This is a genomic window from Vreelandella massiliensis, assembly GCF_900155385.1.
GTDB classification, from domain to species: domain Bacteria; phylum Pseudomonadota; class Gammaproteobacteria; order Pseudomonadales; family Halomonadaceae; genus Vreelandella; species Vreelandella massiliensis.
The window spans coordinates 1,014,910-1,039,339 of record NZ_LT699745.1 but is presented as its reverse complement, the minus strand read 5'-3'; the positions used below and the strand labels follow the sequence as shown (position 1 = coordinate 1,039,339).

Annotated in this window: 22 protein-coding genes, 5 tRNA genes and 1 pseudogene; 10 read left to right on the top strand and 18 right to left on the bottom strand. The window is 59.6% G+C overall.

Features of this window, described 5'->3' with window-relative positions; genetic code table 11:
* Window positions 1–238: 238 nt before the first annotated feature.
* From BQ9846_RS09510 to BQ9846_RS09455, 13 genes are all read right to left on the bottom strand, one after another.
* Window positions 239–1,627: a KamA family radical SAM protein gene (locus BQ9846_RS09510; protein WP_075880741.1), complete on the bottom strand. Its 1,389-nt coding sequence runs from the start codon at window positions 1,625–1,627 to the stop codon at window positions 239–241.
* 167 nt (window positions 1,628–1,794) lie between these two features.
* Window positions 1,795–2,034, bottom strand: coding sequence for a DUF2798 domain-containing protein (locus BQ9846_RS09505; protein ID WP_075880740.1), 240 nt, complete (start codon window positions 2,032–2,034; stop codon window positions 1,795–1,797).
* A 91-nt stretch (window positions 2,035–2,125) separates the two neighbouring features.
* Window positions 2,126–3,433, bottom strand: a complete 1,308-nt coding sequence (locus BQ9846_RS09500; RefSeq protein ID WP_075880739.1) for a TRAP transporter large permease — start codon at window positions 3,431–3,433, stop codon at window positions 2,126–2,128.
* Complete coding sequence (locus BQ9846_RS09495; RefSeq protein WP_075880738.1) at window positions 3,423–3,902, bottom strand: TRAP transporter small permease; 480 nt, start codon at window positions 3,900–3,902, stop codon at window positions 3,423–3,425. The genes BQ9846_RS09500 and BQ9846_RS09495 overlap by 11 nt, the downstream gene beginning before the upstream one ends.
* A 75-nt stretch (window positions 3,903–3,977) precedes the next feature.
* On the bottom strand, window positions 3,978–4,979 hold the full coding sequence (locus tag BQ9846_RS09490; protein WP_075880737.1) for a DctP family TRAP transporter solute-binding subunit: 1,002 nt from the start codon (window positions 4,977–4,979) through the stop codon (window positions 3,978–3,980).
* Between the two features lie 116 nt (window positions 4,980–5,095).
* Entirely contained in the window at window positions 5,096–5,626 is a 531-nt protein-coding gene (locus BQ9846_RS09485; protein WP_075880736.1) for a DUF192 domain-containing protein, read from the bottom strand.
* A 15-nt stretch (window positions 5,627–5,641) separates the two neighbouring features.
* Window positions 5,642–6,382, bottom strand: a complete 741-nt coding sequence (locus BQ9846_RS17340) for an ABC transporter ATP-binding protein (protein ID WP_268874677.1) — start codon at window positions 6,380–6,382, stop codon at window positions 5,642–5,644.
* The gene (locus BQ9846_RS17335; RefSeq protein WP_268874676.1) at window positions 6,276–6,788 is read right to left on the bottom strand and encodes an ABC transporter ATP-binding protein; all 513 of its coding nucleotides are present in this window, start codon (window positions 6,786–6,788) and stop codon (window positions 6,276–6,278) included. Before BQ9846_RS17335 ends, BQ9846_RS17340 begins: the two co-directional genes overlap by 107 nt.
* A complete protein-coding gene (modB, locus tag BQ9846_RS09475; protein WP_235818947.1) occupies window positions 6,781–7,461 on the bottom strand; it encodes a molybdate ABC transporter permease subunit in 681 nt (226 codons plus the stop codon). The genes BQ9846_RS17335 and modB overlap by 8 nt, the downstream gene beginning before the upstream one ends.
* 27 nt (window positions 7,462–7,488) lie before the next feature.
* On the bottom strand, window positions 7,489–8,277 hold the full coding sequence (gene modA / locus BQ9846_RS09470) for a molybdate ABC transporter substrate-binding protein (protein WP_075880734.1): 789 nt from the start codon (window positions 8,275–8,277) through the stop codon (window positions 7,489–7,491).
* Window positions 8,278–8,299: 22 nt separating this feature from the next.
* A complete protein-coding gene (gene pyk, locus BQ9846_RS09465) occupies window positions 8,300–9,781 on the bottom strand; it encodes a pyruvate kinase (protein WP_075880733.1) in 1,482 nt (493 codons plus the stop codon).
* Window positions 9,782–9,947: 166 nt separating this feature from the next.
* Window positions 9,948–10,340: a phasin family protein gene (locus BQ9846_RS09460; RefSeq protein ID WP_075880732.1), complete on the bottom strand. Its 393-nt coding sequence runs from the start codon at window positions 10,338–10,340 to the stop codon at window positions 9,948–9,950.
* A 161-nt stretch (window positions 10,341–10,501) separates the two neighbouring features.
* Window positions 10,502–11,203, bottom strand: coding sequence for a glutathione S-transferase family protein (locus tag BQ9846_RS09455; protein ID WP_075880731.1), 702 nt, complete (start codon window positions 11,201–11,203; stop codon window positions 10,502–10,504).
* Between the two features lie 366 nt (window positions 11,204–11,569).
* Here BQ9846_RS09455 and BQ9846_RS09450 point away from each other — a divergent pair, with 366 nt between their 5' ends.
* From BQ9846_RS09450 to BQ9846_RS09425, 6 genes and pseudogenes are all read left to right on the top strand, one after another.
* Complete coding sequence (locus BQ9846_RS09450) at window positions 11,570–13,273, top strand: L-lactate permease (protein WP_075880730.1); 1,704 nt, start codon at window positions 11,570–11,572, stop codon at window positions 13,271–13,273.
* A 260-nt stretch (window positions 13,274–13,533) separates the two neighbouring features.
* Entirely contained in the window at window positions 13,534–15,213 is a 1,680-nt protein-coding gene (gene dld, locus BQ9846_RS09445) for a D-lactate dehydrogenase (RefSeq protein ID WP_075880729.1), read from the top strand.
* Window positions 15,214–15,425: 212 nt separating this feature from the next.
* Window positions 15,426–16,925: a glycolate oxidase subunit GlcD gene (gene glcD / locus BQ9846_RS09440; protein ID WP_075880728.1), complete on the top strand. Its 1,500-nt coding sequence runs from the start codon at window positions 15,426–15,428 to the stop codon at window positions 16,923–16,925.
* A gap of 18 nt (window positions 16,926–16,943) precedes the next feature.
* Window positions 16,944–18,044, top strand: coding sequence for a glycolate oxidase subunit GlcE (gene glcE, locus BQ9846_RS09435; protein WP_075880727.1), 1,101 nt, complete (start codon window positions 16,944–16,946; stop codon window positions 18,042–18,044).
* A 29-nt stretch (window positions 18,045–18,073) separates the two neighbouring features.
* Window positions 18,074–19,323, top strand: a pseudogene (gene glcF, locus BQ9846_RS09430) (glycolate oxidase subunit GlcF).
* 66 nt (window positions 19,324–19,389) lie between these two features.
* Window positions 19,390–19,794: a GlcG/HbpS family heme-binding protein gene (locus tag BQ9846_RS09425; protein ID WP_075880726.1), complete on the top strand. Its 405-nt coding sequence runs from the start codon at window positions 19,390–19,392 to the stop codon at window positions 19,792–19,794.
* A gap of 174 nt (window positions 19,795–19,968) precedes the next feature.
* Here the strand turns inward: BQ9846_RS09425 and BQ9846_RS09420 are convergent.
* The 5 genes from BQ9846_RS09420 to BQ9846_RS09400 all read right to left on the bottom strand — a co-directional run bounded on the left by BQ9846_RS09420 (window position 19,969) and on the right by BQ9846_RS09400 (window position 20,566).
* Window positions 19,969–20,045: transfer RNA gene (locus BQ9846_RS09420), tRNA-Asp, on the bottom strand.
* A gap of 48 nt (window positions 20,046–20,093) precedes the next feature.
* Window positions 20,094–20,169, bottom strand: a tRNA-Val gene (locus BQ9846_RS09415).
* A gap of 18 nt (window positions 20,170–20,187) precedes the next feature.
* Window positions 20,188–20,264: transfer RNA gene (locus BQ9846_RS09410), tRNA-Asp, on the bottom strand.
* A 41-nt stretch (window positions 20,265–20,305) separates the two neighbouring features.
* Window positions 20,306–20,382: transfer RNA gene (locus BQ9846_RS09405), tRNA-Asp, on the bottom strand.
* A 108-nt stretch (window positions 20,383–20,490) separates the two neighbouring features.
* Window positions 20,491–20,566: transfer RNA gene (locus BQ9846_RS09400), tRNA-Val, on the bottom strand.
* Window positions 20,567–21,143: 577 nt separating this feature from the next.
* On the opposite strand from BQ9846_RS09400, the gene ccoN reads away from it, so the two are divergent.
* From ccoN to ccoP, 4 genes are read left to right on the top strand one after another with little or no spacing between them, the layout of a single operon-like run.
* Window positions 21,144–22,571, top strand: coding sequence for a cytochrome-c oxidase, cbb3-type subunit I (gene ccoN, locus BQ9846_RS09395; RefSeq protein ID WP_075880725.1), 1,428 nt, complete (start codon window positions 21,144–21,146; stop codon window positions 22,569–22,571).
* Between the two features lie 18 nt (window positions 22,572–22,589).
* Entirely contained in the window at window positions 22,590–23,198 is a 609-nt protein-coding gene (gene ccoO / locus BQ9846_RS09390; RefSeq protein ID WP_075880724.1) for a cytochrome-c oxidase, cbb3-type subunit II, read from the top strand.
* Between the two features lie 3 nt (window positions 23,199–23,201).
* Window positions 23,202–23,420 (top strand): cbb3-type cytochrome oxidase subunit 3, encoded by a 219-nt coding sequence (locus BQ9846_RS09385; protein ID WP_075880723.1) that lies wholly within the window; start codon window positions 23,202–23,204, stop codon window positions 23,418–23,420.
* Window positions 23,417–24,346, top strand: coding sequence for a cytochrome-c oxidase, cbb3-type subunit III (ccoP, locus tag BQ9846_RS09380; protein WP_075880722.1), 930 nt, complete (start codon window positions 23,417–23,419; stop codon window positions 24,344–24,346). The genes BQ9846_RS09385 and ccoP overlap by 4 nt, the downstream gene beginning before the upstream one ends.
* The last annotated feature ends 84 nt before the right edge of the window (window positions 24,347–24,430 follow it).

Here is a 24,430-nt window from a genome sequence, read left to right as displayed (position 1 = left end):
CGCATTCCCTACTTTAGCGAAAAAAACGTGTATTAGCGAAATGTGCCGCTGTTTATTCTTAACGCTTCGCTGCCCAAACGCAAAGAGCCGCTAGTGCTTAGCAACGTTTAATAAACAACGTTCAAGCAGTCTAGCGGCTAATAGCGTTTAGGAGGCGTTTACGACTATACGCAAATGACATAAGGCATACCCAAGTACGCCTCCACACTTTACTCGCGCGGAGCTTGGGCCTGAAATATCACGACGCCTGCATGATCAATTGCTGTTTTTCGCCCTTCATGGCGGCGAACTCGGCCTCATAGAAGAATTCGCTCTCGCCAAAGGCCGGCTCAAGATGGTGCAGCCAGGTCGCGTCTTCGTTGTACTTGGCGAAGAAGGGGCGCTGAATCCAGTCGGCGTCGCGGCCTTGAATAAAGCGCAGCACAAAGACTTTCTCGCCGTGGATCTCGGCAACGCCCTGAATCTCCACCTTGCCCGGGTCGGCGGACATCGACGGCCCACGGGCGGTACGCGCCAAGCCCGGTACGTGCTTCATCGCCTCACGGTAGATCTCGTAGGCGCGCACCAGCGGCACCTCGAAGTAGTGGCGCGCGCCGGTGTCGCGCTCGACAAACATGTAGTACGGAATCATCCCCAAACGCACCTGCTGCGTCCACATTTTCGCCCACTGCGCGGCATCGTCGTTGATGTGCTTTAAAAGCGGCGCCTGGGTGCGGATCTCCGCCCCGGTGGCGCGGATGCGGCGAATCGCCTCGCGGCAGATCGGCGTATCCATCTCTTTCCAGTGGTTGAAGTGCGCCATAAAAGCCACATGCTTACCGGCGGCGACCAGTTCGCGGAACAGCGCAAGAATCTCCTCGGCGTCGGGGTCGGTGACAAAGCGGTAGGGCCAGAAGGTCAAGCTCTTGGAGCCGATACGAATATCCTGAACATGATCCAGCTCGGGCTGCATCAGCCCTTCCAGGTACATGCGCAGGTGCTTGGCCTTCATCACCATGGGGTCGCCGCCGGTCATCAAAAGATCGGTGACCTCGGTGTGCTCGGCGAGATAACGGTGCAGTGAATCGGCTTCGCTGGAAGCGAACTTCAGGTCCTTGTCGCCCACAAACTGCGCCCAGCGGAAGCAGAAAGTGCAGTAGCTGTGGCACACCTGGCCTTGGCTGGGGAAAAACAGCACGGTTTCTTGATACTTGTGCTGCATGCCCGGCAGCGGCTCACCGTCGAGCAGCGGCAAGTTGAGATCCATCTGCCCCGCCGGGTGCGGGTTAAGCTCGCTGCGAATGCGCTCGATGACAGGCTTCATCTCGGCGGCTGAGGCGCCTTGGCGCACCAGTGCCGCGACCTCGTCATAGTGCTCCGGGAGCAGCATGCCACGCTGGGGAAAGGTGAGCTGAAAGACCGGGTCCGCGGGGATATTATTCCAGTCGATAAGCTCGTCGATCACGTACTCGTTAACGCGAAACGGCAGCACCTGACTGACCACCCGCATATCAAACTGCAGGTCCTCAGGCAGAGACTGTAGCGCCTCGATCTTGTCCAGCTGGCGATGGGTGTAGACCTTGAATTGGCGCGCTTCAAACGCCTCGGCACCGGGATCGCCCAGCTCAATATTGACACGCTGATTCATAACCATCTCCTCGACATGGCCCGCTAGCGCAGGCGCCAAGGGAGCGGAGCCTGCATGCACGGGAAATAAGGGATGGCTATTGGTACAGACCTAGGGCGGGAGTTGCAAGTTTTCGTCGCCATTTGCAACGATCGTCGCCAAAAACAAAAGACATCGAAACAAACGGTTCAACTGCCACTGGGCTCTTTGAGCAGCTTAGCGGTGACTTTTTGCAACCTAGGCGCACCAATCAAAATCAAGCAAAACGCAATCGGCCAAGCGATGTAGAAGGCACGCCACCAGCGCCCACCGAAACCGGGCGAAAGGCCCGTATTCGCCCAGGTGATCACAAACGTCATCAGCGTCACCATGTAAATGGACATCAACACGGCAAACACCCAGCGAGCGTAACGCGGCGGAAACAGCATAAAGAACTCCAGAAGCAGAAAATAACTTAAAAGAATATATTAAGTCTTAATCTACCTATCCATGCGCAAAATGCAATGCTAACGGCTAGGCTTAGACGTTGTAGCCCAGCACCGTGGGTAGCCACAGCGCTATCGCGGGGAAAACCGCCACCAGCGCCAGTGCGCACGCCATCGCGACCACAAACACAAGCGCCCAGCCCAGCGTGTGCTCCAGGCGAATTTTCGCCACTTCGGTGGTCACCATCAAGTTAACTGCCACCGGCGGAGTGAACTGCCCGATGGCAATATTCATGGCGAGCAGAATGCCAAACCACACCGGGTTCCACTCAAAGTGCTGCATCACCGGAATCAAGATCGGCATCATGATCAAATAGATCGAGATGGCATCCAGCAGCATGCCCGCGACCAGCACCGCCAGCATGACGAAAACCAGCAGCAGCACACCGTTGTCGGTTAAGCCAATAATCCACTCGGCCAAATGGCGAAACGTGCCTAACAGGGTGCCGGCCCAGGCAAAAATACCCGCCAAGGCGATAATCAGCATGACCACGCCGGAGATAATGGCCGCCTCGCCCAGAAGCTGCCACAGACCACGCCACGATAGCTCGCGGGTGAGATAAAGACCCACCAGCGCCCCGTAGGCCACCGCGACCACGGCCGCCTCGGTAGGGGTAAATAGCCCCGAGCGCAGCCCACCCAGTATCAGTCCCGGGGCAAACAGCGCCGGTAGCGCTTGCCTAAACGTACCCCGCACGCTCAGCCGTTCGGCAGCGCCCTCCCCCTGAACCCCCCCTCCCCAGCCGTAGCGTTTGGAAACCCACAGCGCCGGCACTAATAGCGCGAGCCCCGCCAGCACACCGGGAAACAGACCGGCAGCGAACAGCGCGCGCAAATCCACCCCCGGCACCACAATCGAATAGAGAATCAGCGCCACCGAAGGGGGAATGAGAATGGCGGTTGAGGCGGAGGCGGCGATCAGCGTGGCCGAAAACGGCTTGGGATACCCCGCCTTGGTCATGCTCGGCAGCATTACCATCGCCACCGCGGCGGCATCCGCCGGGCCTGAGCCGCTCATGCCCCCCATGATCATGCACACCAGCACCGCCACCAGCGCCAGCCCACCGTGGCGCGGGCCAATCAGCGCCTGAGCGAAGCGCACCAGGCGCAGCGCCACCCCGGCGCGCTCAAAAATCAGCCCCGTTAAAATAAACAGCGGAATCGCAATCAGCGGGTACTTGGCAATGCTGTTGTAGGTATTGGTGCCGAGTGTTGCCAGCATATCCGGCGACAGCCCGGCCAATATGCCCACCGCTCCCGAGAGCGCGAGCGAAAATGCCACTGGCACGCCCGCGATCAGAAAGCCAGCAAAGGCCAGAATCATCCAGAGATCAGGGCTCATCGGTGAGTCTCCCGCTCAAACGGTCGCGGGTTTGCTGAATAAGGCGCCACAGCATGGCAGCGGACAGCAGCGGCAGCCACACGATATACCACCACTGCGGTAACCCAAGCCCGGGCGACAGCGACTCCCACTGATACTCCTGCCAGGCAAGCTTAGCGCCATACCCGGTAATAAGCCCCAGCACGATCACCCCGCACAGCGCTTGAAAGACGATCAGTGCTTTGCGCGGCCCCGGCGGCAGGGCACGCTCTAAAAGGCCAATGCGTATATGACGGTTACGCCGCATGGCCACCGACGCGCCGGCAAAGGTGAGCACCACGAGAAGAAAGACCGAGAACTCTTCGGTAAACGAGAACGAACCGCCGGTCACGTAGCGCGTGACCACGTTCGCCAAGCTGATCAAGGCGATAATGACCAGGGCGACAGCCCCCAGCCAGCGTTCTGGGCGCGCATCGGGCGTACCTTGCATCTGACGTACCTTTTATGAACCAACAAACGTCACCGCCCTTCTTCAAGGGCGGTGATCACAACGGCGAATGTCGACTTAACGCGCGTCGATAGCGACTTGCGCCGCTTCTACCAGCTCATCGCCAATCCGCGGCGCCCACTTTTCGTAGACGGACTGGGTCGCGTCGACAAACGCTTGGTACTCGTCATCGCTTAGCTCGGTCACCGTCACCCCACGCTCTTTAATCGCGGCGAGGCGCTCGCTCTCCTGTTCGCGGGTCATGGCGATCTCCCACTCGCCGGCCTCCACCGCGGTTTCCCGCAGTAGGCTACGCTCGTCTTCGCTTAGCGACTGCCACACCTGCTGGTTCACAGCAAAAATCAGCGGGTCGTTCATGTAGTTCCAAAGCGTCAAGTACTCTTGCCCGACTTGATCAATGCGCGCCACGTCAAACACCGAAAGCGGGTTTTCCTGGCCGTCCACCGCGCCGGTGGTGAGCGCCGGCTTGGCATCGGCCCAGCTCATTTGCGTAGGATCGGCATCGAGGGCACTGAAGGTATCTTGGAACAGCGGTGAGCCCACCACACGGATTTTAAGGTTCTCTAAATCGGCGGGCGTGCTGATGGGCCCTTGGGAGTTGGAGAGCTGGCGAAAGCCGTTTTCGCCCCAGGCAAGGGGAATCACGCCGCGCGACTCAATGGCCTCGAACACCATTTCTCCGGCTTCTCCGCCGGTGACCGCGTCCACCGCGGCTTCATCGGGAATAAAAAACGGCAGCGAGAAGAGATTGAGTTCCGGCACCTGGGGTGACCAGTTGATCGTTGAGCCCACGGCGGCATCGATCAAGCCCGAGCGCATGGCGGAAAATTCGCGGGTTTGATCGCCGGAGACCAGCTGCGAGTTGGGGTAAACCCGCAGCGTGAGCTCCCCATCGCTACGCTCCTCCACCAGTTCCGCCCACTTTTCTGCCGCTTGCCCCCAGGGGAAGGCATCGGAAAGCACGGTGGAGACCGAAAGTTCGCGCGCTTGCGCGGAGAAGGCAGCGGAAAGCAGTACCGCACCGGCGGCGATATGAACCATTTGGCGTGTCAGCGTCATAACAAGTCCTATTGCGTTATCATTTTTTTGATGGCCTAAGCCAAGCGAGCCCAAAAAGCTCGGCGCTCCATTCTAGGCGCGTCGCGACCGTTAAAGAAAGATGTGCGTTGCGAACGCTACGACGAACGACAAGCCCCCGCGACGCCGGGCAGCGTTACGCAGTCGCCCTCCGCGATGCCGCGCTTTGCAAAGTAACCGGCGTTAACTTCAAGGGCGGCGCGGTAGGGCTTGCCTGGGGCATAGGAGCGGCAGGCGCTGGGCGAAGAGGATTCACAGGGTAGCATCGTCTTGATCGCCACAATGACACCCTCGCCGTCGATAAAGGCGATATCCAGCGGAATCAGCGTGCGATACATCCAAAACCCATGATAGGCGGACTGTTCGTGCTCATAGGTAAACAGCATGCCGTGATCGGCGTGCAGCACGGCGCGGCCCATCAAGCCCTTTTGCCGCTGCGCATGGGTTTGCGCTACCTCCACGCTCAGCCGGTGGGGGCCTTGCGCGCTGTGAACGGCAAGCGAAACCCGCTTTAAAGGCGGTGTTTCCTCTTCACTGCTGAGCGCCTTGTTCACCCAAGCGAAAGGCACTAGCGCCACCAGCGGAAGTGCCAGCGAAGCGGTGAGTAGCGCGCGACGCGTTGTGTTCATGGCTAATTCCCTCTTTTAATCGGCACGCGGCAGGGCGTGGGTTCCTTGCATGATATGAATTCCGGCCGCGAGTAGCGATACCGTCACCATGGCGCCGGGCGCGAGATGATTACGTCGGGCGGCGTGAGTGGCCATATCAAAACGTAGCATATCGCCGTGCGCCACGCGCAGCGTCACCGACGTTATCCCTCCCAGCGCCACCACTTCACTGACCAGCGCGGGAATTGGGTTTTCGCGCTCGCCTTTAGAGGGGCGATCGCGCCGGTGCAGGACGATATCCGACGGGGGCAGGTACCAGGTGACTGGCTCACCGACGGCTAGGTCGTCAAGCCTTTCGGCCACTTCAAGCTGAAAACGCCCCCACTGCAAATAGCGCTGCCCGCCGCTTGCGACGACGCTGGCGTTAAACAGGTTATGCCGGTCCAGAAGGCGGGCCACCGCCGGCGTGGCGGGTTGGCGAAAGAGCCGTTCCGGCCGGTCTTGTTGCAGGCTTTCGCCGTTATGCAGCACGCAAATTTGGTCGGCGAGCGCCGTGGCTTCTTCCAGGTCGTGGGTGACCAGCACAATGGGAATGGCGATTTGCTGGCGCAGCACCGCCAGCTCGCGCTGCAGGCGCCGACGAGTGACTTGATCCACCGCGGAGAACGGCTCATCCAGCAGCAGCACCTGGGGGTCGCGCGCCAGGGCACGCGCCAGCGCCACGCGTTGGCGCTGGCCACCGGAGAGCCGCCAGCGCCACGCGTTGGCGCTGGCCACCGGAGAGCGCATCGGGGTAGCGCTGCCCAAGCCCTTCTAGGCGCACCCGCGAAAGCCACTGCTCGGCGCGGTCGCGCCGCGTCGGCTTAGGAAGATGGCGCAGGGGGAGCGCGATATTCTCCAGCGCCGTCAGGTGCGGAAATAGCGCGTAGTCCTGAAACACAATGCCCACGCGGCGCTTTTGCGGCGAAAGCGAGTGCTTACGTTCGGCGTCAAACCACGCGGTTTCGCCACAACGAATACGCCCCTGCGCGGGTTGATAGAGCCCCGCGATGGCGCGTAAAAGCGTGGTTTTGCCACTGCCGGAAGGGCCCACCAGCGCCAGCAGCTCGCCACGGCGACAGGTAAAGTCCGCGGCCAGCGGAATCGGCCCGCGTTGGGCGAGCTCAACGCGCAAATCAGCCATGTGCCCCCCGCCGGCGACCGGCCAGCCCATACACGATGCCCAGGTTGATAAACGACACCGCCAGCAGCGCCGCCGACATCAGCGCCGCGCCCTGTTCATCGAACGCCTGCATGCGATCGTAAATGGCAATGGCCAGGGTGCGGGTTTCGCCGTCAATCGAGCCCCCTACCATCAGGATCACGCCAAACTCGCCCAACGTATGGGCAAAGGTGAGCGCAAACGCCGAGAGCAGCCCCGGCCACACCAGCGGCAGCTCAATGCGCCAAAGCGTCTGCCACGGGCCCAGCCCACTGCACCACGCCGCTTCACGCAGGTTACGGGGCACACTTTCAAACGCGCGCTGAATAGGCTGCACGGCGAAGGGGATATTGGCGATCAACGAGGCAATTAAAATGCCGCTAAAGGTAAAATTCAGCCCGCTGCCGGTCAGCTCGGCCCAGACAGCGCCGACCGGGGCATCGCGGCTAAAGCTGATCAAGAGATAAAAGCCCAGCACCGTGGGCGGCAGCACCAGCGGCAGCGCGACCAGCGCCTCGCAAAGCCCTTTGCCGCGAAAACGGGCATAGGCAAGCGTGCGCCCTACCCAGATGCCCAACGGCAGTAGAACCAAACAGGTCAACGTCGCCAGGCGCAATGAAACCCAAAGCGCTGCCCAATCCATGAGTGCTGTCACGGCTCCGGTACGTTAAAGCTCGATAGATTAAAACCCGGGTACATCAAAACCATAGTCGCGCAAAATGGCACGCCCCTTGTCACCCTGCAACCAGTGGTAAAAGGCGGTGGCCGTTTCGCCGGCGCTGTGTGTCAGCACCATGCGCTGATTGAGTGGCGCGTGCCAGCTTGCGGGAATGAGTACGTACTCGCTGCGCTCGGCAAGCCCCGGCGCTAACGCGAGTGAATACGCCACTAGCCCGCCCCGGGTATCCGCTGAGAGCGCAAACTGTGCCGCCTGGGAGACATTCTCCCCCAGCACCCGTAGCGGCGCCGTCGCTTGCCACAGGTTGGCGCGCGCCAGCGCTTGCTTGGCGGCTATGCCATAGGGCGCATGCTCGGGGTTGGCCAGGGCGATACGCTGGCGCTCACCCGAGGCGTGCGCGGCAATCGCGGCTTTTACCGCCGCTAACGGCGCGTCTTCACTCGGCAGCGGGCCAGCGCCTTGCGGCTGCAGCCATACCAACCGTCCGGTGGCATAAATCACGCCCTTACCGGCGACGACACCCTGTTCGGCGGCGAGCGCGAGCACATTCGCCTCGTCGGCGGACAGAAACAGCTCAAAGGGCGCGCCCTGAGTAATTTGGCGTTGCAAGTTACCCGATGAACCAAAGTTAAGCCGGAGGCGCTCACCGGTCTCTTGCTCAAACTGCTGGGCGGCCTCGGTCAATGCAAACTGCAAACTCGACGCCGCCGCCACCACCGGCGCGGAGGCGAGCGCCTTGCTCATTAATACGGTGCTTAGCGCGAACGCGCCTAGCCAGCGCAGTATGCGCATGCCTGACTCCCTGGTGGCGCGGTTACGCGACACGGCTTGCGTGCTTTTCGGTAATCGTCATTATCTTCATGGTATTGGTGCCGCCGTGGGCGTTCATGTGATCACCACGGGTGAGCATCACGTGATCCCCCGGCGCGACGATACCCCGCTCCACGAGCAGCGCCAGCGCACAGTCGTTAAGCTCGGTCGCCGTGAGGTCGGAGGTGTCAAACGGCAGCGAGACCACGCCCCGGTAGAGTGCCATGCGGCGCTGAGCGATGGGGTTATGCGCCAACCCCACGATGGGCAAACCCGAGCGAATGCGCGAGGCGATAAGCGGCGTGTAGCCGGAAGCGGTCATGCACGCGATAGCGGCCACGCCCTCCATGTGATTCGCGGCGTACATCGCCGAGAGCGCGATGGTTTCATCGGGACGGGTAAAACCTTCATGGATGCGATGACCGGACTCCTGGGCGACTTTTTCGCGCTCGGCGCCCAGGCAGATACGCGCCATCGCCTCCACCGTTTCCACCGGGTACTCCCCCGCGGCCGTCTCAGCGGAGAGCATCACCGCGTCGGTGCTGTCGAGCACGGCGTTGGCCACGTCGAACACTTCTGCCCGAGTGGGGAGTGGCGCGGTAATCATGCTCTCCATCATCTGGGTGGCGGTAATCACAGCGCGATTGAGCGTGCGTGCGCGCTTGATCAGACGCTTCTGCACGCCGACGAGCTTGGCATCGCCAATCTCCACGCCAAGATCGCCGCGGGCGACCATCACCGCCTGCGAGGCTTCGATAATCGCATCCATGGTCGCCTCATCGGCCACCGCTTCGGCGCGCTCGATTTTGGCCACTAACCCGATCTCTTTGCCGGCATCACCCAGCAGGCGCCGCGCTTCCCACATATCCTCGGCGTTACGCGGGAAGGAGATTGCCAGATAATCCACGCCAATATCGACGGCGGTGTTCAAATCGGCTTTATCTTTTTCGGTCAGTGCCGGCGCCGAGAGGCCGCCGCCCTGCTTATTGATGCCTTTGTTGTTGGAGAGCTTGCCCCCCACCTCCACCTTGGTGTGTACCTGCTGCCCTTCAACGCCGGTGACATCGAGTACCACGCGGCCATCGTCGAGCAGCAGGCGGTCGCCCGCCACGACGTCATTGGCGAGCGTTTTATAGTCGCACCCCACGTGTTCGGCATCGCCGGCTTCGGCATCCATCGTCATATCCAAAATAAACGCTTGCCCTTCCTTGAGGGTTACCGCGCCCTCTTTAAAACGGGCAATGCGAATTTTAGGGCCTTGCAAATCCCCCAGCGCGGCAACGCTACGCCCGAGCTTGGCGGCGGTTTCGCGCACGGCGTTCAAGCGCCGGCGATGGTCTTCGGCCGTGCCGTGGGAGAAGTTAAGACGCACCACATCGACCCCGGCCGCCAGCATCGCTTCGAGTACGCCCTCGCGGTCGCTGGCGGGGCCAAGGGTGGCCACAATTTTCGTACGACGAATGGAAGAGTAGTGCAGTGCGTTCATAGTGCTCCCAGGCCAGACAAGTAAACGTAACGGTCTTAACAGCTTAACAGTATACGGCGCGTTACATGACAGTCAGAGGTAGGATATTTGTGTGCGCCAAAATCCATACGCCTGAAACAACAACGCCACGGCGGTTGCCGTGGCGTCAAGGGACTCGCGAAGTCGCTTACTGTTTGACAATTTTTTGCGTCACTTCGTTAGCGGCTTTCTGTGTCGCGTCGGTGGCGTTTTGCATGTTCTGCTCGGCCATTTTTTGGCTCTCCTGCATGAACGTTTGCCCCAGGGTGGTGAGTTTTTCTGCATCGCCTTTAAAGCGCTCAAGCATGTCGCTGGCAGTTTTTTGCTGGCGATCCACCGCTTTTTTCAAGCTGTCGGCGTCATTGACATCCAGCCAGGTGCGCATCTGTGCTACCGACATATCGGAGTACGCACGTGCAGCATCGATCTGCGCGCCCACTACCTGATCGTAGTAATCAAGCGCGGCGGTGGCATAGCTGCGCATGGGGTTAACAAATATGGTATTGAGCTCTTGGGACGTCTTTTCAGCGGCTTTTGTCATGATATTTCTCCTGCTTTTGCAGTCGGGCCAAGTTAATGACGTTAGCAGCAGCGGCTGCTAACGGTATTAAGAGGCCTTAGCCGCTTTCAACGGCACTGACCTCTATTCACCCGAAAGCTAGCAGGGCTTATTGTGCAGTGCAACATGATTTTTCTCATCGCTTACTCTGCCGGCAAGTCCCGCACGGTGAAAGCGTTCGCAGCGAGCCCATTGTGCTGCGCCAACATGCGCTCAAACCAGTGCGCGACCTCATCGTCTGGCGGCACCAGGGTCTCTTTGGAGACGCAGTACGCCCACATCATGCTGCCAAATAGCAGGTAATCGGCGCCGCTGGGTGTCTCGCCATCAAGAAAAGGCGTTTCGCGCAGCACACCGCGCACCGGAGCCAAGGTTTTCTGCAGCGCCTCGCGCCCCTGTTCGGGCTGATGAAACTCCTCCAGCGTGCAGCCAAAGCGGGCTTCACGGGTTTCACGAAAATAGTCGCGATCACCGGGATGAATCGCGGCGAGCAAATCCAGCACCACGATGCGAAATAGCGAAGGCGCGACACTACGCTCGACAAAATGCTTAAAAAATAGCGCCCGTTGATAGCTCACGCCCTCACCCAAAACCGGCACTTCGGGATAGGCGTCATCCAGGTAACGCATGATCGCGAAACTGTCGGTCACCACCTTATCGCCGTCGCACAGCACCGGCACTTGGTCGTGATGGGCAAAGGCGAGCGCCTCTTTTTGGCTGAAACGCCAGGGCTTCAGCGTGACATCCAGGCCCTTGTGCGCCAGCGCCATACGTACGCGCCAGCAGTAAGGGGAAAAACGCAACCGCTCGTCGCGGCCATACAAATCGTAGAGAGTACGGGTCATCACGGTATCCTTATCGCTCTTGTCAGTGACGGCATTACCATGGCCGCAGTTGGCAGGGTTAGCAAGTGCCGCGTATACCTTGGCCCGCTCGCTGTGTAGCGCGATGACCCAAGCTTATCTATTAGTCTAACGGGTTCGCTCACTATCATTTTCCGTGACTGACCGAATACTTTTAAGAAACAATTTATTAGCGCAGTTTCACTTGCAGACGCCGCGATTTTTTCTGCCTATGTTTTGGTAAGACCAATTTTCCAACAGTGGTCAATCCCACAACGACTCCGTATCTTTCGCTGCGACATTCGTGCCGCCTTGGCGGCCAAAGGTCTTTCTGGAGCACATCATCAATCACCAGGGGAAGTTCCTCCCATGAATGAAACAACACTTGCACTTCTTGCTTTCGTGCCGCTGGTACTGGCAGGCGTGCTGTTGATCGGCTTTCGGATGGCGGCTAAAACGGCCATGCCGATTGTTTTTGTGGTCACAGCGCTGATCGGCCTGCTCGCTTGGGACATGACGTTTTCGCGTGTTTTGGCGTCAACGTTCCAAGGGCTCATCCTGACGGTTTCCATTTTGTGGATTATCTTCGGGGCCATTTTACTGCTGAATACGCTTAAGCACTCCGGCGGCATTACGGCTATCCGTAAAGGCTTTTCGGGCATCAGCCCTGACCGTCGCGTGCAAGCGATTATCGTCGCCTGGCTGTTTGGCTGCTTTATCGAAGGGGCTTCGGGCTTTGGCACCCCGGCGGCTGTCGCCGCACCGCTAATGGTGGCACTGGGCTTCCCGGCGCTGGCGGCGGTGGTCGTGGGCATGATGATTCAGTCCACCCCGGTCTCCTTTGGTGCGGTCGGCACGCCGATTGTCGTGGGTGTCACTGGCGGCCTGGACCGCAACGGCATTACCGAGGCGCTGGAAGCCGGCGGTTACACCTGGATGGAGTATTTCCGCCTGGTCGCCGGTGAAGTGGCGGTGATCCACGGCCTTGTGGGCGTGTTGATGCCGCTGATCATGGTCGTCATCATGGTGCGCTTCTTTGGCGCTAACCGCTCCTGGAAAGAAGGCCTTTCGATCACGCCCTTCGCCCTGTTCGCCGGTGTGGCCTTCGTCGTGCCTTACATGCTGGCGGGCGTGCTGCTAGGGCCGGAATTCCCGTCGATGATCGGCGCCATGGTCGGCCTCGCTATTGTCGTGCCAGCCGCGCGTCGTGGCTTCTTGATCCCCAAAGATACCTGGGACTTCCCCGAGTCGACGTCTTGGCCGGATGAGTGGATCGGCAAGCTCGAAATCAAGATGGACGATATCGCCGGTAAAGCGCCGATCTCCACCTTCATGGGCTGGCTGCCGTATGTACTGCTCGCGGTTTTCTTGGTCGCCTCGCGCGTGATCGAACCGCTGAAAAACGCCCTCACCTCGTTTGCGTTTGGCTGGAGTGACATCCTCGGTGAAGGCATTGGCGGTAGCATTCAGCCGCTTTACCTACCGGGCGGCATCCTGCTGGCCGTGGTATTGGTGACCGCGTTACTCCACCGCATGAAACTTGGCGAACTCAAAGCGGCGTTCAGCGACTCGTCAAAAACCATTTTAGGCGCCGGCTTTGTATTGATCTTCACCATTCCGATGGTGCGTATCTTGATCAACTCCGGCGTTAACGGCTCGGACCTTGTCTCCATGCCAGTGGCAATGGCGCGATTCGTGGCTGAAGGCGTCGGCGGTGTCTACCCGTTCTTCGCGCCGATGGTGGGTGCCCTAGGGGCCTTTATCGCCGGCTCGAACACCGTCTCCAACCTAATGCTGTCGGACTTCCAGTTCAACGTCGCCAATCAGCTCGGTGTCTCCACCGCCTTTATGGTGGCGCTGCAAGCCGTGGGTGCGGCTGCCGGTAACATGATCGCCATTCACAACGTGGTGGCCGCGTCAGCAACGGTTGGCCTGCTGGGCCGCGAAGGCACCACTATTCGCAAAACGATCCTGCCGACCATCTACTACCTTGTCGCAGCCGGCTTGATCGCACTGATTGGCTTCTATGTCATCGGCATTAGCGATCCGCTTGTCGCCGCGCTGGGCGGATAAACCTCGCCTATCGAACCCTTTCGCCGGGGCAATCCCGGCGAAAGTCGTTACCGTACCGAAGGCATGCTGCGACAGGTACTCGCGCAATGGCACCCATATCGCCGACCCATCGCTTTCGACACTTTCCTGCTTTACCGCCTTGGGTGCTGCTCTTCGCCTCATCCGGCATTCCTTGCCATACTTCCTTCGTTCAACAACTTCTTCTGCCCACTCGACGACCCTTGCGATACAGCGTTGACCGGTAGACCCAGGAGCTTGCTATGCCCTCTTCTTCCCTCATTGATGCGCTCTCTACTGCGGTAGGACCGAACAATGTCGTCACCGATACGGTCGCCAAACGGCCTCACGAAATCGGGTATCGCTCCGGATCCGGCGAGGCCGCCGCGGTGGTTTATCCCGAGACGTTGCTGGCGCTATGGCAGACGCTTAAAGCGTGTCATCAGCACGACGCCATCATGATTGCGCAAGCGGCCAACACCGGTTTGACCGAGGGCTCGACGCCCAAAGACGAGTATTCGCGCCCGGCCGTCATTTTGAGCACCATGCGCTTAAAAGGCCTGCACTTGCTGGATGAAGGCCGCCAGGTCGTCGCCCTCCCCGGTGCCACCCTTTTCGAGCTCAGCCAGGAGCTCGCGCCCATCGGCCGCGAGCCGCACTCGGTCATCGGCTCGACCTCGATCGGCGCCACCGTGATCGGCGGTGTGTGCAACAACTCCGGTGGCGCGCTGTGCCGACGTGGGCCGGCGTATACCGAACTTGCCCTCTACGCCCGCATCAATGAAAACGATGAACTCGAACTCATTAACGAGCTGGGCATCGATCTGGGCGAGACGCCCGAAGAGATATTGCCGCGCGTGGAAAAGGGTCACTTCCCCGCCGATAGCGTGCACCATGATGCCGGCAAGGCCTCCGATGATGATTATCACAACATCATTCGCGGGGTGGATAAGTCGAGCCCCGCGCGTTACAACAACGACCCACGCCTGCTGTCTGGCGCGTCCGGCAGTGCCGGCAAGGTGGTGGTCTTTGCCGTTCGCCTGGACACCTTCGAACAGGAGCAGGATGTCACCACCTATTACGTCGGTACCAATGACACCCAAGCGCTCGCGGATTTTCGCTTTCGCTTCCTCAGCGAGGCCACGCGGTTACCGATTACCACGGAGTATCTCCATCGCGATCTGTTCGACGTCGCCAAACGCTACGGCAAGGACAGTTTCCTGCTGATCAAATGGCTGGGTACGCAGCGGCTGCCGGCGGCGTTCCGGCTCAAAAACCGCATTGACGCGGCCTTTCGCAAGCTGCCGCTGCTGCCAGCCCCGATCACCGATCACGTGCTGCAGGCATGTTCGCGACTCCTCCCCTCGCCGCTGCCCAAGCGACTGCATGCGTGGCGCGATGCCTATGAGCATCATCTGATCATTCGCGTCAATGGCGACATGGTCGAGGAGACCGAGCGCTTTTTGGATGCGTGCTTCGACCACGACGCCTGGTTTCGCTGCACCGCGGATGAGGCCGAACGCGCCATGCTGCACCGCTTTGCCGCGGCTGGCGCGGCGGTGCGCTACCGCACCATTCACCACAAGGAGGTGGAGGATATTCTGGCGCTGGATATCGCCCTGGCCCGCAACGATCCCGAATGGTTTGAGCAGTTACCGGAAAGCGTGGCGAAGGATATTGTGCACCGGCTCTACTACGGCCACTTTTTCTGCCACGTCTTCCATCAGGACTACATCTTCCGCCGCGGTGCCGATGTCGCTGCACTGAAGAAGGCGATGCTGAACATTCTCGATCAGCGCGGCGCGGAGTACCCCGCCGAGCACAATGTCGGCCATCTGTATCCGGCGAAGCAAGACCTGGCGGCGTTTTATCGCTCACTGGACCCCACCAACCGCTTTAACCCGGGCATCGGCAAGATGCCACGCACGGCTTATTACAAGTAGTTATTTAAAAGTAGCTATTTACAAGTGGCCATGTCGCAAAAAAGCAGTGCCAAAAACAGCAGTGTCAAAAAACAGCTATGTTATAGGCAGCCATGGCACATCACTCGGGTGAAAAAACGGCTTTTACAGCGTGAGAATAGATTTATGAAAACGTTTTCCATAGAATCTATCGCAGTGGCGTTTTTTTGCCCTTTACCTCCTCGGGAGCTTTTATGAACATTCTTTACGACGAGCGCCTTGACGGCGAGTTGCAAGCGTTTGAAAAAGCCGACGTCTTACGCGATCTGCAAGAGGCGGCACCGCCACTGACGCTTTTGCATCGCGAAGAGGACCTGCACCCGTTCGAGTGCGATGGCCTTGCCGCCTACCGCATTCTGCCTATGCTGGTCGCGCTACCGGAAACCCTCGACGAGGTAAAAACACTGCTCAAACGCTGCCATGCCCTCGGCGTGCCGGTGGTGACCCGAGGTGCCGGCACGGGCCTTTCCGGTGGCGCGCTGCCGCTTGAACGCGGTGTGCTGCTGGTGATGTCCCGTTTCAAGCAGATTTTAAGCGTCGACCCGGACGCCCGCGTGGCGCGCGTTCAACCCGGTGTGCGCAACCTGGCGATCTCCGAGGCCGCCGCCCCTTACGGGCTCTACTACGCGCCGGATCCCTCCTCGCAAATCGCCTGCTCGATCGGCGGCAACGTGGCGGAAAACGCCGGCGGCGTCCACTGTTTGAAGTACGGCCTTACCGTGCATAACGTCATGCGTGTGGATATCGTCACCATCGAAGGCGAGACCATGACGCTGGGTTCAGAAGCACTCGACGCCCCGGGGTTCGATCTACTGGCGCTGATGAACGGCTCGGAAGGCATGCTCGGCGTGGTCACCGAGATCACGGTGAAGCTGCTGCCCAAGCCGGAAACCGCCAAGGTGCTGATGGCAAGCTTTGACGACGTCGAGAAAGCCGGCCGCGCCGTGGGCGACATCATCGCCGCGGGCATTATTCCCGGCGGGCTGGAAATGATGGACAAGCTCGCGATCAAAGCGGCTGAGGACTTCGTCAAGGCGGGCTACCCGGTCGAAGCCGAGGCGATTCTACTCTGCGAGCTTGACGGCGTTGAAGCCGACGTCGACGACGACTGCGACACCGTTCGCGCGGTATTGGAAAAAGCCGGCGCGACCGATATTCAGCAGGCCCGCGACGAGGCCGAGCGTGCCAAGTTCTGGGCCGGGCGTAAGAATGCCTTCCCCGCGGTGGGCCGCATGTCGCCAGACTACTACTGCATGGACGGCACGATTCCGCGCCGCGAGCTGCCCCGCGTGCTCAAAGGCATCGCCGCGCTATCGGAGGAGAGCGGCCTGCCGGTGGCCAACGTCTTCCACGCCGGCGATGGCAACATGCACCCGCTGATTCTGTTTGACGCCAACCGCGAAGGCGAACTGGCGCTCGCGGAGGACGTCGGCGGCAAGATCCTGGAACTCTGCGTGGCCGCCGGCGGTTCTATCACCGGCGAACACGGCGTTGGCCGCGAGAAGATCAATCAGATGTGCAGCCAGTTCCAACCCGATGAACTCACCGTGTTCCACGCGCTGAAGGCGGCGTTTGACCCGGATCGCCTGCTGAACCCCGGCAAGAATATCCCCACGCTTGCCCGCTGCGCCGAATTTGGTGCCATGCACGTCCATAATAATGAGCTTCCGCACCCGGAACTGCCCCGCTTCTGACTGGCCGTAGGAAAGAGTATGACTAACACCGTGACTGAAACCGCTGATCGCGACATCGCCGAGACGCTGTGCGAGCAGGTAAAAAAGGCGCACGCCGAGCGCGCGCCGCTGCGCATCGTCGGGGGCAACACCCGCGCTTTCTACGGCCGCCCCGTGGAGGGAGAGCCTCTGCACATCGCCGAGCATCGCGGCATCGTGCACTACGACCCGGTGGAGTTGGTGGTGACCGTGCGCGCCGGCACCCCCATCAACGCGCTAGACGCCGCGCTCGCCGAGCATCATCAGATGCTCGCTTTTGAGCCGCCGCGCTTTGGCGAAGCCAGCACCATCGGCGGCGCCGTGGCCACCGGCCTCTCCGGCCCTAGGCGCCCCTGGGCCGGCGCCGTGCGCGATTTCGTTCTCGGCTCCCACGTGATCACCCAAGAAGGCAAGCTCTTGCGCTTTGGCGGCGAGGTGATGAAAAACGTCGCCGGCTACGATATGTCGCGCTTGATGGCTGGCGCTCAGGGCACGCTTGGCGTGCTGGCGGATATCTCCTTTAAGGTGCTGCCCAAGCCCACCGCGAGCCACAGTCTGAAGCTTTCGCTGCCCTTGAACGATGCGCTTAAAAAACTCGCGGAACTCGGCCGCCAGCCGCTGCCGATTACCGCCGCCGCCTGGCACGATGGCGAGTTATTCCTGCGCCTGGAAGGCGGCAAAAGCTCGGTCAACGCAACCCGCGACCGGCTGGGTGGTGAAGCGCTCGACGCGGACTTCTGGCAGGAGCTGCGCGACTTGGAGCACGCCTTCTTTACCCAGAATAACGACAAGGCACTATGGCGGCTGTCGCTGCCCCCCAACACCGCGCCGCTAGCGCTGGATATCCCCGAAAGCGATATCTTCTACGATTGGGCCGGCAGCCAACGCTTTGTCAAAACCTCGCTCGACGCCGAGACACTGCGCCAGGCGTGCCAACAGGCAGGCGGTCATGCCACCTGCTATACGCCCGCGGCCTACGGCGGCGCGGCCAACCCCTTCACCCCGCTCAACCCGGTGGTGGAGAAGTACCACCGCAACCTGAAGGCGGAGCTTGATGCCCACGGCATCTTCAACCCCGGTCGTCTTTATGCGGCGTTTTAATCCCGCGCGCTTTACTGAGGAGAGCTGACATGCAGACGAACTTTACCGACGCCGACCGCCAGAAGCCGCATATTCAGGAAGCGGAGCGCATTCTACGCACCTGCGTACACTGCGGCTTTTGCAACGCCACCTGCCCCACTTATCAGCTGCTGGGCGACGAGCGCGATGGCCCGCGCGGGCGCATCTACTTGATGAAGGAGCTGTTAGAAAGCGCCGAAGACAATGACCAGGTCACCGAAGAGACGCGGCTGCACCTCGACCGCTGCCTGACGTGCCAGAACTGCGAAACCACCTGCCCCTCGGGGGTGGAGTACCACAAGCTGCTCAATATTGGCCGCGCCGAAATCGGGGTCAGCATTCGTTCGCGTTTTTCTAAACCACATCGAGGTGTTAAAAAGAGCGAGGCTAGGGGCTGCGCAAAATGCTGGTGGAGCCGAAGCGCTTCGCCGCGCTGCTAAAGCTCGGCCAAACGTTTAAGCCGCTCGGGCCGGGTAAGTGCCGCGACAAGATGCCGCCCGCCCCCGTGGACGCGGGCAAGCGCCCCGCCGCTAAGCGTCATACCCGCCAGGTATTGATGCTGGAAGGCTGCGTGCAGCCCGGGCTTTCGCCCAACACCAACGCCGCGACGGCCCGAGTACTTGACCGCTTGGGTATCAGCGTGACACCGGTGCCCGAAGCCGGCTGCTGCGGGGCGATTGATTTTCACTTGAACGCCCAGGAAGAGGGCCGCGAGCGCATTCGTGCCAACATTGACGCTTGGTGGCCCCACGTCGAACAGGGCGCCGAAGCCATCGTGCAGACCGCGAGCGGCTGCGGCGCCTTCGTCAAAGAGTATGGCCACATGCTCAAGGACGACCCTGAGTACGCCGAGAAGGCAGAAAAAATCAGCGCTCTGGCCAAAGACTTGGTCGAAGTGCTGCGCGACGAATCGCTCGACGAGCTGCAGATCAAGTCCAGCCAGCGCCTGGCCTTTCACTGCCCATGCACGCTACAGCACGCCCAGAAGCTCAACGGCGCGGTGGAAGGGGTACTCACCCAGCTCGGCTTCGCCTTAACGCCAGTGCAGGATGCGCACCTATGCTGTGGCTCGGCAGGCACCTACTCCATCACGCAGCCAGAGCTTGCCACCGAGCTTCGCGACAACAAGCTCAACGCGCTGGAAGCCGGCAATCCCGAAATGATCGTGACCGCCAATATCGGCTGTCAGACCCATCTGGCCGGCGCCAACCGCACGCCGGTACGCCACTGGATCGAAGTCGTGGATGCGTCGCTGACCTGATATCAACAACCTCGATTAACCCTGAACATTAACCAAGCCCCTGAAACCCCAAAAGAGGACATCACCATGCAAACCAAAGCTATCCTAGCCCAAGCCGACGTTACCAAACTGCTGGATGCCGCCCAACAAGAAGCCGAGCGCGAGGGCTGGGCGATTACCGTTGCCGTGACCGACGACGGCGGCCATCTGCTGGCGCTGCGTCGTCTTGATGGTGCGGCCCCCTTCACTGCGGAAGTTGCCACGCAAAAAGCGCGCAGCGCCGCGATGGGGCGTAAGGAGACCCAGGTGTTTGAAGAGATGATCAACGGCGGCCGCACCGCCTTTGTTTCCGCGCCGATGCAAGGCCTGCTCTCGGGCGGCGTTCCCGTCACCCTGGATGGCTATGTTATCGGCGCCGTGGGCATTTCTGGCGTCAAGCCCGACCAGGATGTCCAGGTGGCCAAGGCGGCGGTCAGCGCTATTACCGGCTGATCCCTTGATGGTTACCCTTGAGACAAGCGGCCTGCGGGCCGCTTTTGCATGAAGACTAAGGGACTATATAGGCACTACAAACATAGGCACTACAAACATAGGCACTACAAACGCAAAACCCCAGGCGAGTGCCTGGGGTTTTAGAAATTTTTCAGCAAGGCTGATAGTGCTTAATGGCGGACCGGACGAGACTCGAACTCGCGACCTCCGGCGTGACAGGCCGGCATTCTAACCAACTGAACTACCGGTCCGCAGAAAAGCGTTTGTTGCGACTTAAAAGCAAGCGGTGTGCTTTTAAGTGGTGGGTGGTACTGGGTTCGAACCAGTGACCCCCAGCTTGTAAGGCTGGTGCTCTCCCAACTGAGCTAACCACCCAGGGTATGCAGATTATCGTGGCGGACCGGACGAGACTCGAACTCGCGACCTCCGGCGTGACAGGCCGGCATTCTAACCAACTGAACTACCGGTCCACGTAACGATAAGGTGAGAAATAACAATGCGCATCTGATGTTGGCGGACCGGACGAGACTCGAACTCGCGACCTCCGGCGTGACAGGCCGGCATTCTAACCAACTGAACTACCGGTCCACATATACATCAACGGCGTTTGTTTTCTCTAACTGCCATTGCAGCTTTACTGCATCTTTCTCTAACGTCTCTTTTCAGAGACTTACGCGATCAGTGGGCCACTTGATGTGGTGGGTGGTACTGGGTTCGAACCAGTGACCCCCAGCTTGTAAGGCTGGTGCTCTCCCAACTGAGCTAACCACCCGCTGGTCACGTGGCGCTGCATTCTACCTAAGCGGTTCGATAAGTCAACCCTATTTCTTATCGAGGAGTGGATTTCTCATCCACCGCAGACCGCCTCGTTCAGCGCGGACGGCAGAATGCCCCAAGTGACACGGCGCGTCAATGAAAACTTGCTGACATATCGGGTGCTAGTGCCGCGCTTAACGCTTTGACCGGCAGCGTACGTGAGCACCGCAGGCGACCAGGATGGTGACAAATTGACGCATGGAAGCGCGTTGCGAGCATGGCGGGTAGTAAATATCTGATGACTAAAGAGAGAAAGCGCGTAGGAGCATGATCTTGGACATAAAACGCCGCACTACCCCCTTCAAGAGGGCCTCGAAGGAATGCAGTACGCTCAATTTCAGCGTAACCTTGCTAGGCCTAATGGCGCATGGGATCCCGCAGCGATACGAGCTAAACCAATTGGTGTGTTCAGCTTAGGCGTTGGCTGCGCTAGAATCCTAGCCGGATCTTGACCTGCATCATCAAGCGGGTGGCCGCACCCGGGCAGAATTGGCTCGGGTTACCCCCTAAACCGCGTTCGATGGGAACATGAAATGAGCACAGCACTTGAACACCCGACCTACAATTACAAGGTAGTTCGGCAGTTCGCGATCATGACTGTTGTGTGGGGCATCATCGGGATGACCGTGGGTGTCATCCTTGCCGCACAGCTGGTATGGCCGGAACTCAACCTGAACTTGCCTTGGACTAGCTTTGGGCGCTTACGCCCTCTCCACACTAACGCCGTTATCTTCGCGTTTGGCGGCTCGGCACTTTTCGCCACTTCGTACTACGTGGTGCAGCGTACCTGTCAGACCCGTCTTTGGGGTGACAAGCTCGCGGCCTTTACGTTCTGGGGCTGGCAAGCCGTTATCCTCTCCGCGGTGGTCACACTTCCGCTGGGCTATACCACAACCAAGGAATATGCCGAGCTGGAGTGGCCGATCAACATTTTGATCGCCGTCGTGTGGGTCACGTATGCGTTGGTCTTCTTGATGACCATTAAGAAGCGCAAAACCTCGCATATTTACGTTGCCAACTGGTTCTTTGCCGCCTTTATTCTCACGGTTGCCGTGCTGCATATCGTCAATAATGCCGCTATCCCGGTCACCGCGATGTACTCCACCTCCATCTACGCCGGCACCATCGACGCGATGGTTCAGTGGTGGTATGGCCACAATGCGGTGGGCTTCTTCCTCACAGCAGGCTTTTTGGGCATGATGTACTACTTCGTGCCGAAGCAGGCAGAGCGCCCGGTGTACTCCTACCGCCTCTCTATCGTCCACTTCTGGGCGCTGATCATGGTGTACATGTGGGCCGGCCCGCACCACCTCCACTACACCGCGCTACCCAACTGGGCACAGTCGCTGGGCATGATCATGTCGATCATCCTGCTGGCTCCCTCCTGGGGCGGCATGATCAACGGCATGATGACGCTCTCCGGCGCTTGGCATAAGCTGCGCACCGATCCGACGCTACGCTTCCTGGTCGTGGCCCTCTCCTTCTACGGTATGTCGACGTTTGAAGGCCCCATGATGGCGATTAAAACCGTCAACGCCCTGTCGCACTACACCGACTGGACGATTGGTCACGTGCATTCTGGCGCACTCGGCTGGGTAGCCATGATCACCATCGGCTCCATGTATCACCTGATTCCACGCTTGTTCGGCCGCACGGAAATGCACTCGGTCAATCTGATTGCGGTTCACTTCTGGCTGGCCACGATCGGCACCGTGCTGTACATCGCCTCCATGTGGGTCAACGGTATCCTCCAGGGCCTGATGTGGCGCGCCATCAACCCCGACGGCACACTGATGTACACCTTCGTTGAAGCGGTTGAAGCCAGTGCACCAGGGTACTTTGTTCGCTTGATCGGTGGACTATTCTGGGTCACCGGCATGCTGATTATGGCCTACAACGTCTATCAGACTGTGCAACGCCGCGAAGCTGTTAGCCAGCAGCCGGCACCACAAGCCGCTTAATCAGGGAAGCTGAGACCAATGAAACACGAGATTGTCGAAAAAAACGTTGGCCTGCTTGCCGTATTGATCTTGGTAGTGATCAGTTTTGGCGGCTTGGCCGAAATCGTTCCGCTGTTCTTCCAAAAGCAGACCACGGAACCCGTTGATGGGCTTAAGCCTCTCTCTGCGCTGGAGCTTGAAGGGCGTGACATTTATCGTCGCGAAGGCTGCGTTGGCTGTCACTCGCAGATGGTTCGCCCCTTCCGTGCGGAAACCGAACGCTACGGGCCGTACAGCGTAGCCGGCGAGCAAGTCTACGAGCACAACTTCCTGTGGGGCTCCAAACGCACCGGCCCGGACCTTGCCCGTGTCGGCGGTCGTTACAGCGATGACTGGCACCGCGCGCACATGTACAACCCGCGCGATGTCGTCCCCGAGTCGATCATGCCGGCTTACCCTTGGTTGTTCGAGAACACCCTCACCGGTGAAGATACGCCCGCTAAGATGCGCACGCTAAAAAGCTTAGGCGTACCCTACACCGATGAGCAGATCGACAACGCAACGGCTGAAGTACGCGGCACCCAGGAAATTACTGCCCTGATCGCTTATTTGCAGCAGTTAGGAACCGTGCTCGAGGGCACTCGTTAAGTTATGGATACGGGAACTTTTCGCGGTCTCATTACGCTGGTACTGCTTATCGCTTTCTTAGGGATCACTTGGTGGGCCTATTCGAAGCGTCGCAAACCGGACTTCGATGAAGCAGCCAACCTGCCCTTCGCCGATGACGATGAGCAACCGTCCCGTGACAAGCCTGCTTCATCGCAAGATGAAGCAGATTCCCGCCACGACAGGGGAGATAAAAACACATGAATAATTTATGGGGCGACTCCTTATCCAGCTTTTGGAGTGCCTGGATCATTGTTATCACACTCGGCACCATTGCCATCAGCACCTGGCTTTTATTCGCGAACCGTCGCACCGATAAAACGCCCGATGCCGAAGGCAATGTAGAAACCACTGGCCACGCTGCCGATGAAATTGAAGAGTATGACAACCCGCTACCCAAATGGTGGTTCCAACTGTTTGTGGCCACGGTAATCTTTTCTATCGGCTACTTGATTCTCTATCCTGGCCTTGGCAACTTTGCCGGCGTGCTGGGTTGGTCGCAAGAGTCGCAGTGGGAAGAGGAAGTCGAGCGGGCCGAGGAGCGCTTTACACCTATCTTTGCCCAGTACCAGGAAGTTCCCATTCCTGAGCTGGCCAAAAACCAGGAGGCCATGCAAGTCGCTGAGCGTATCTACCAGAACAACTGTGCGGTTTGTCACGGCTCTAACGCTCAGGGCGGCTACGGCTTCCCCAACCTCACCGACGACGACTGGTTGTACGGCGGCGAACCGGAGAACATCCTCACTTCTCTCAACAATGGCCGTAACGGTTTAATGCCATCTTGGCAGCAGCTGGGTGAAAACAACATCGAAAATCTCACCCAATACGTTCTCGCTCTTTCCGATTTAGAGCATGACGAAGCGCGTGCCGAGCAGGGTGAAAGCACCTTTATGTCCGTGTGTGCGGCATGTCATACGCCACAAGGCACGGGCAACACGTCGTTGGGGGCGCCTGATTTGACCAACGATACTTGGCTCTACTTGGCGCCAGGCCAGACGGTGGCTGACTCTATTCGCCAAACACTGCGTAACGGCCGTAATGGCCACATGCCGGCGCAGGCGGCTTACATCGGTGAAGAGCGCGTTCACCTTGTCGCCGCGTATGTCTACAGCTTACGCTTTGATGACTAAGCGTTAGCCTAAGCAGCGCTGATAAGGGTGCGGCCGCAGGCCGCACCCTTTTTTGACGGCCGAACCGTTAAACTGTAGCCCCTT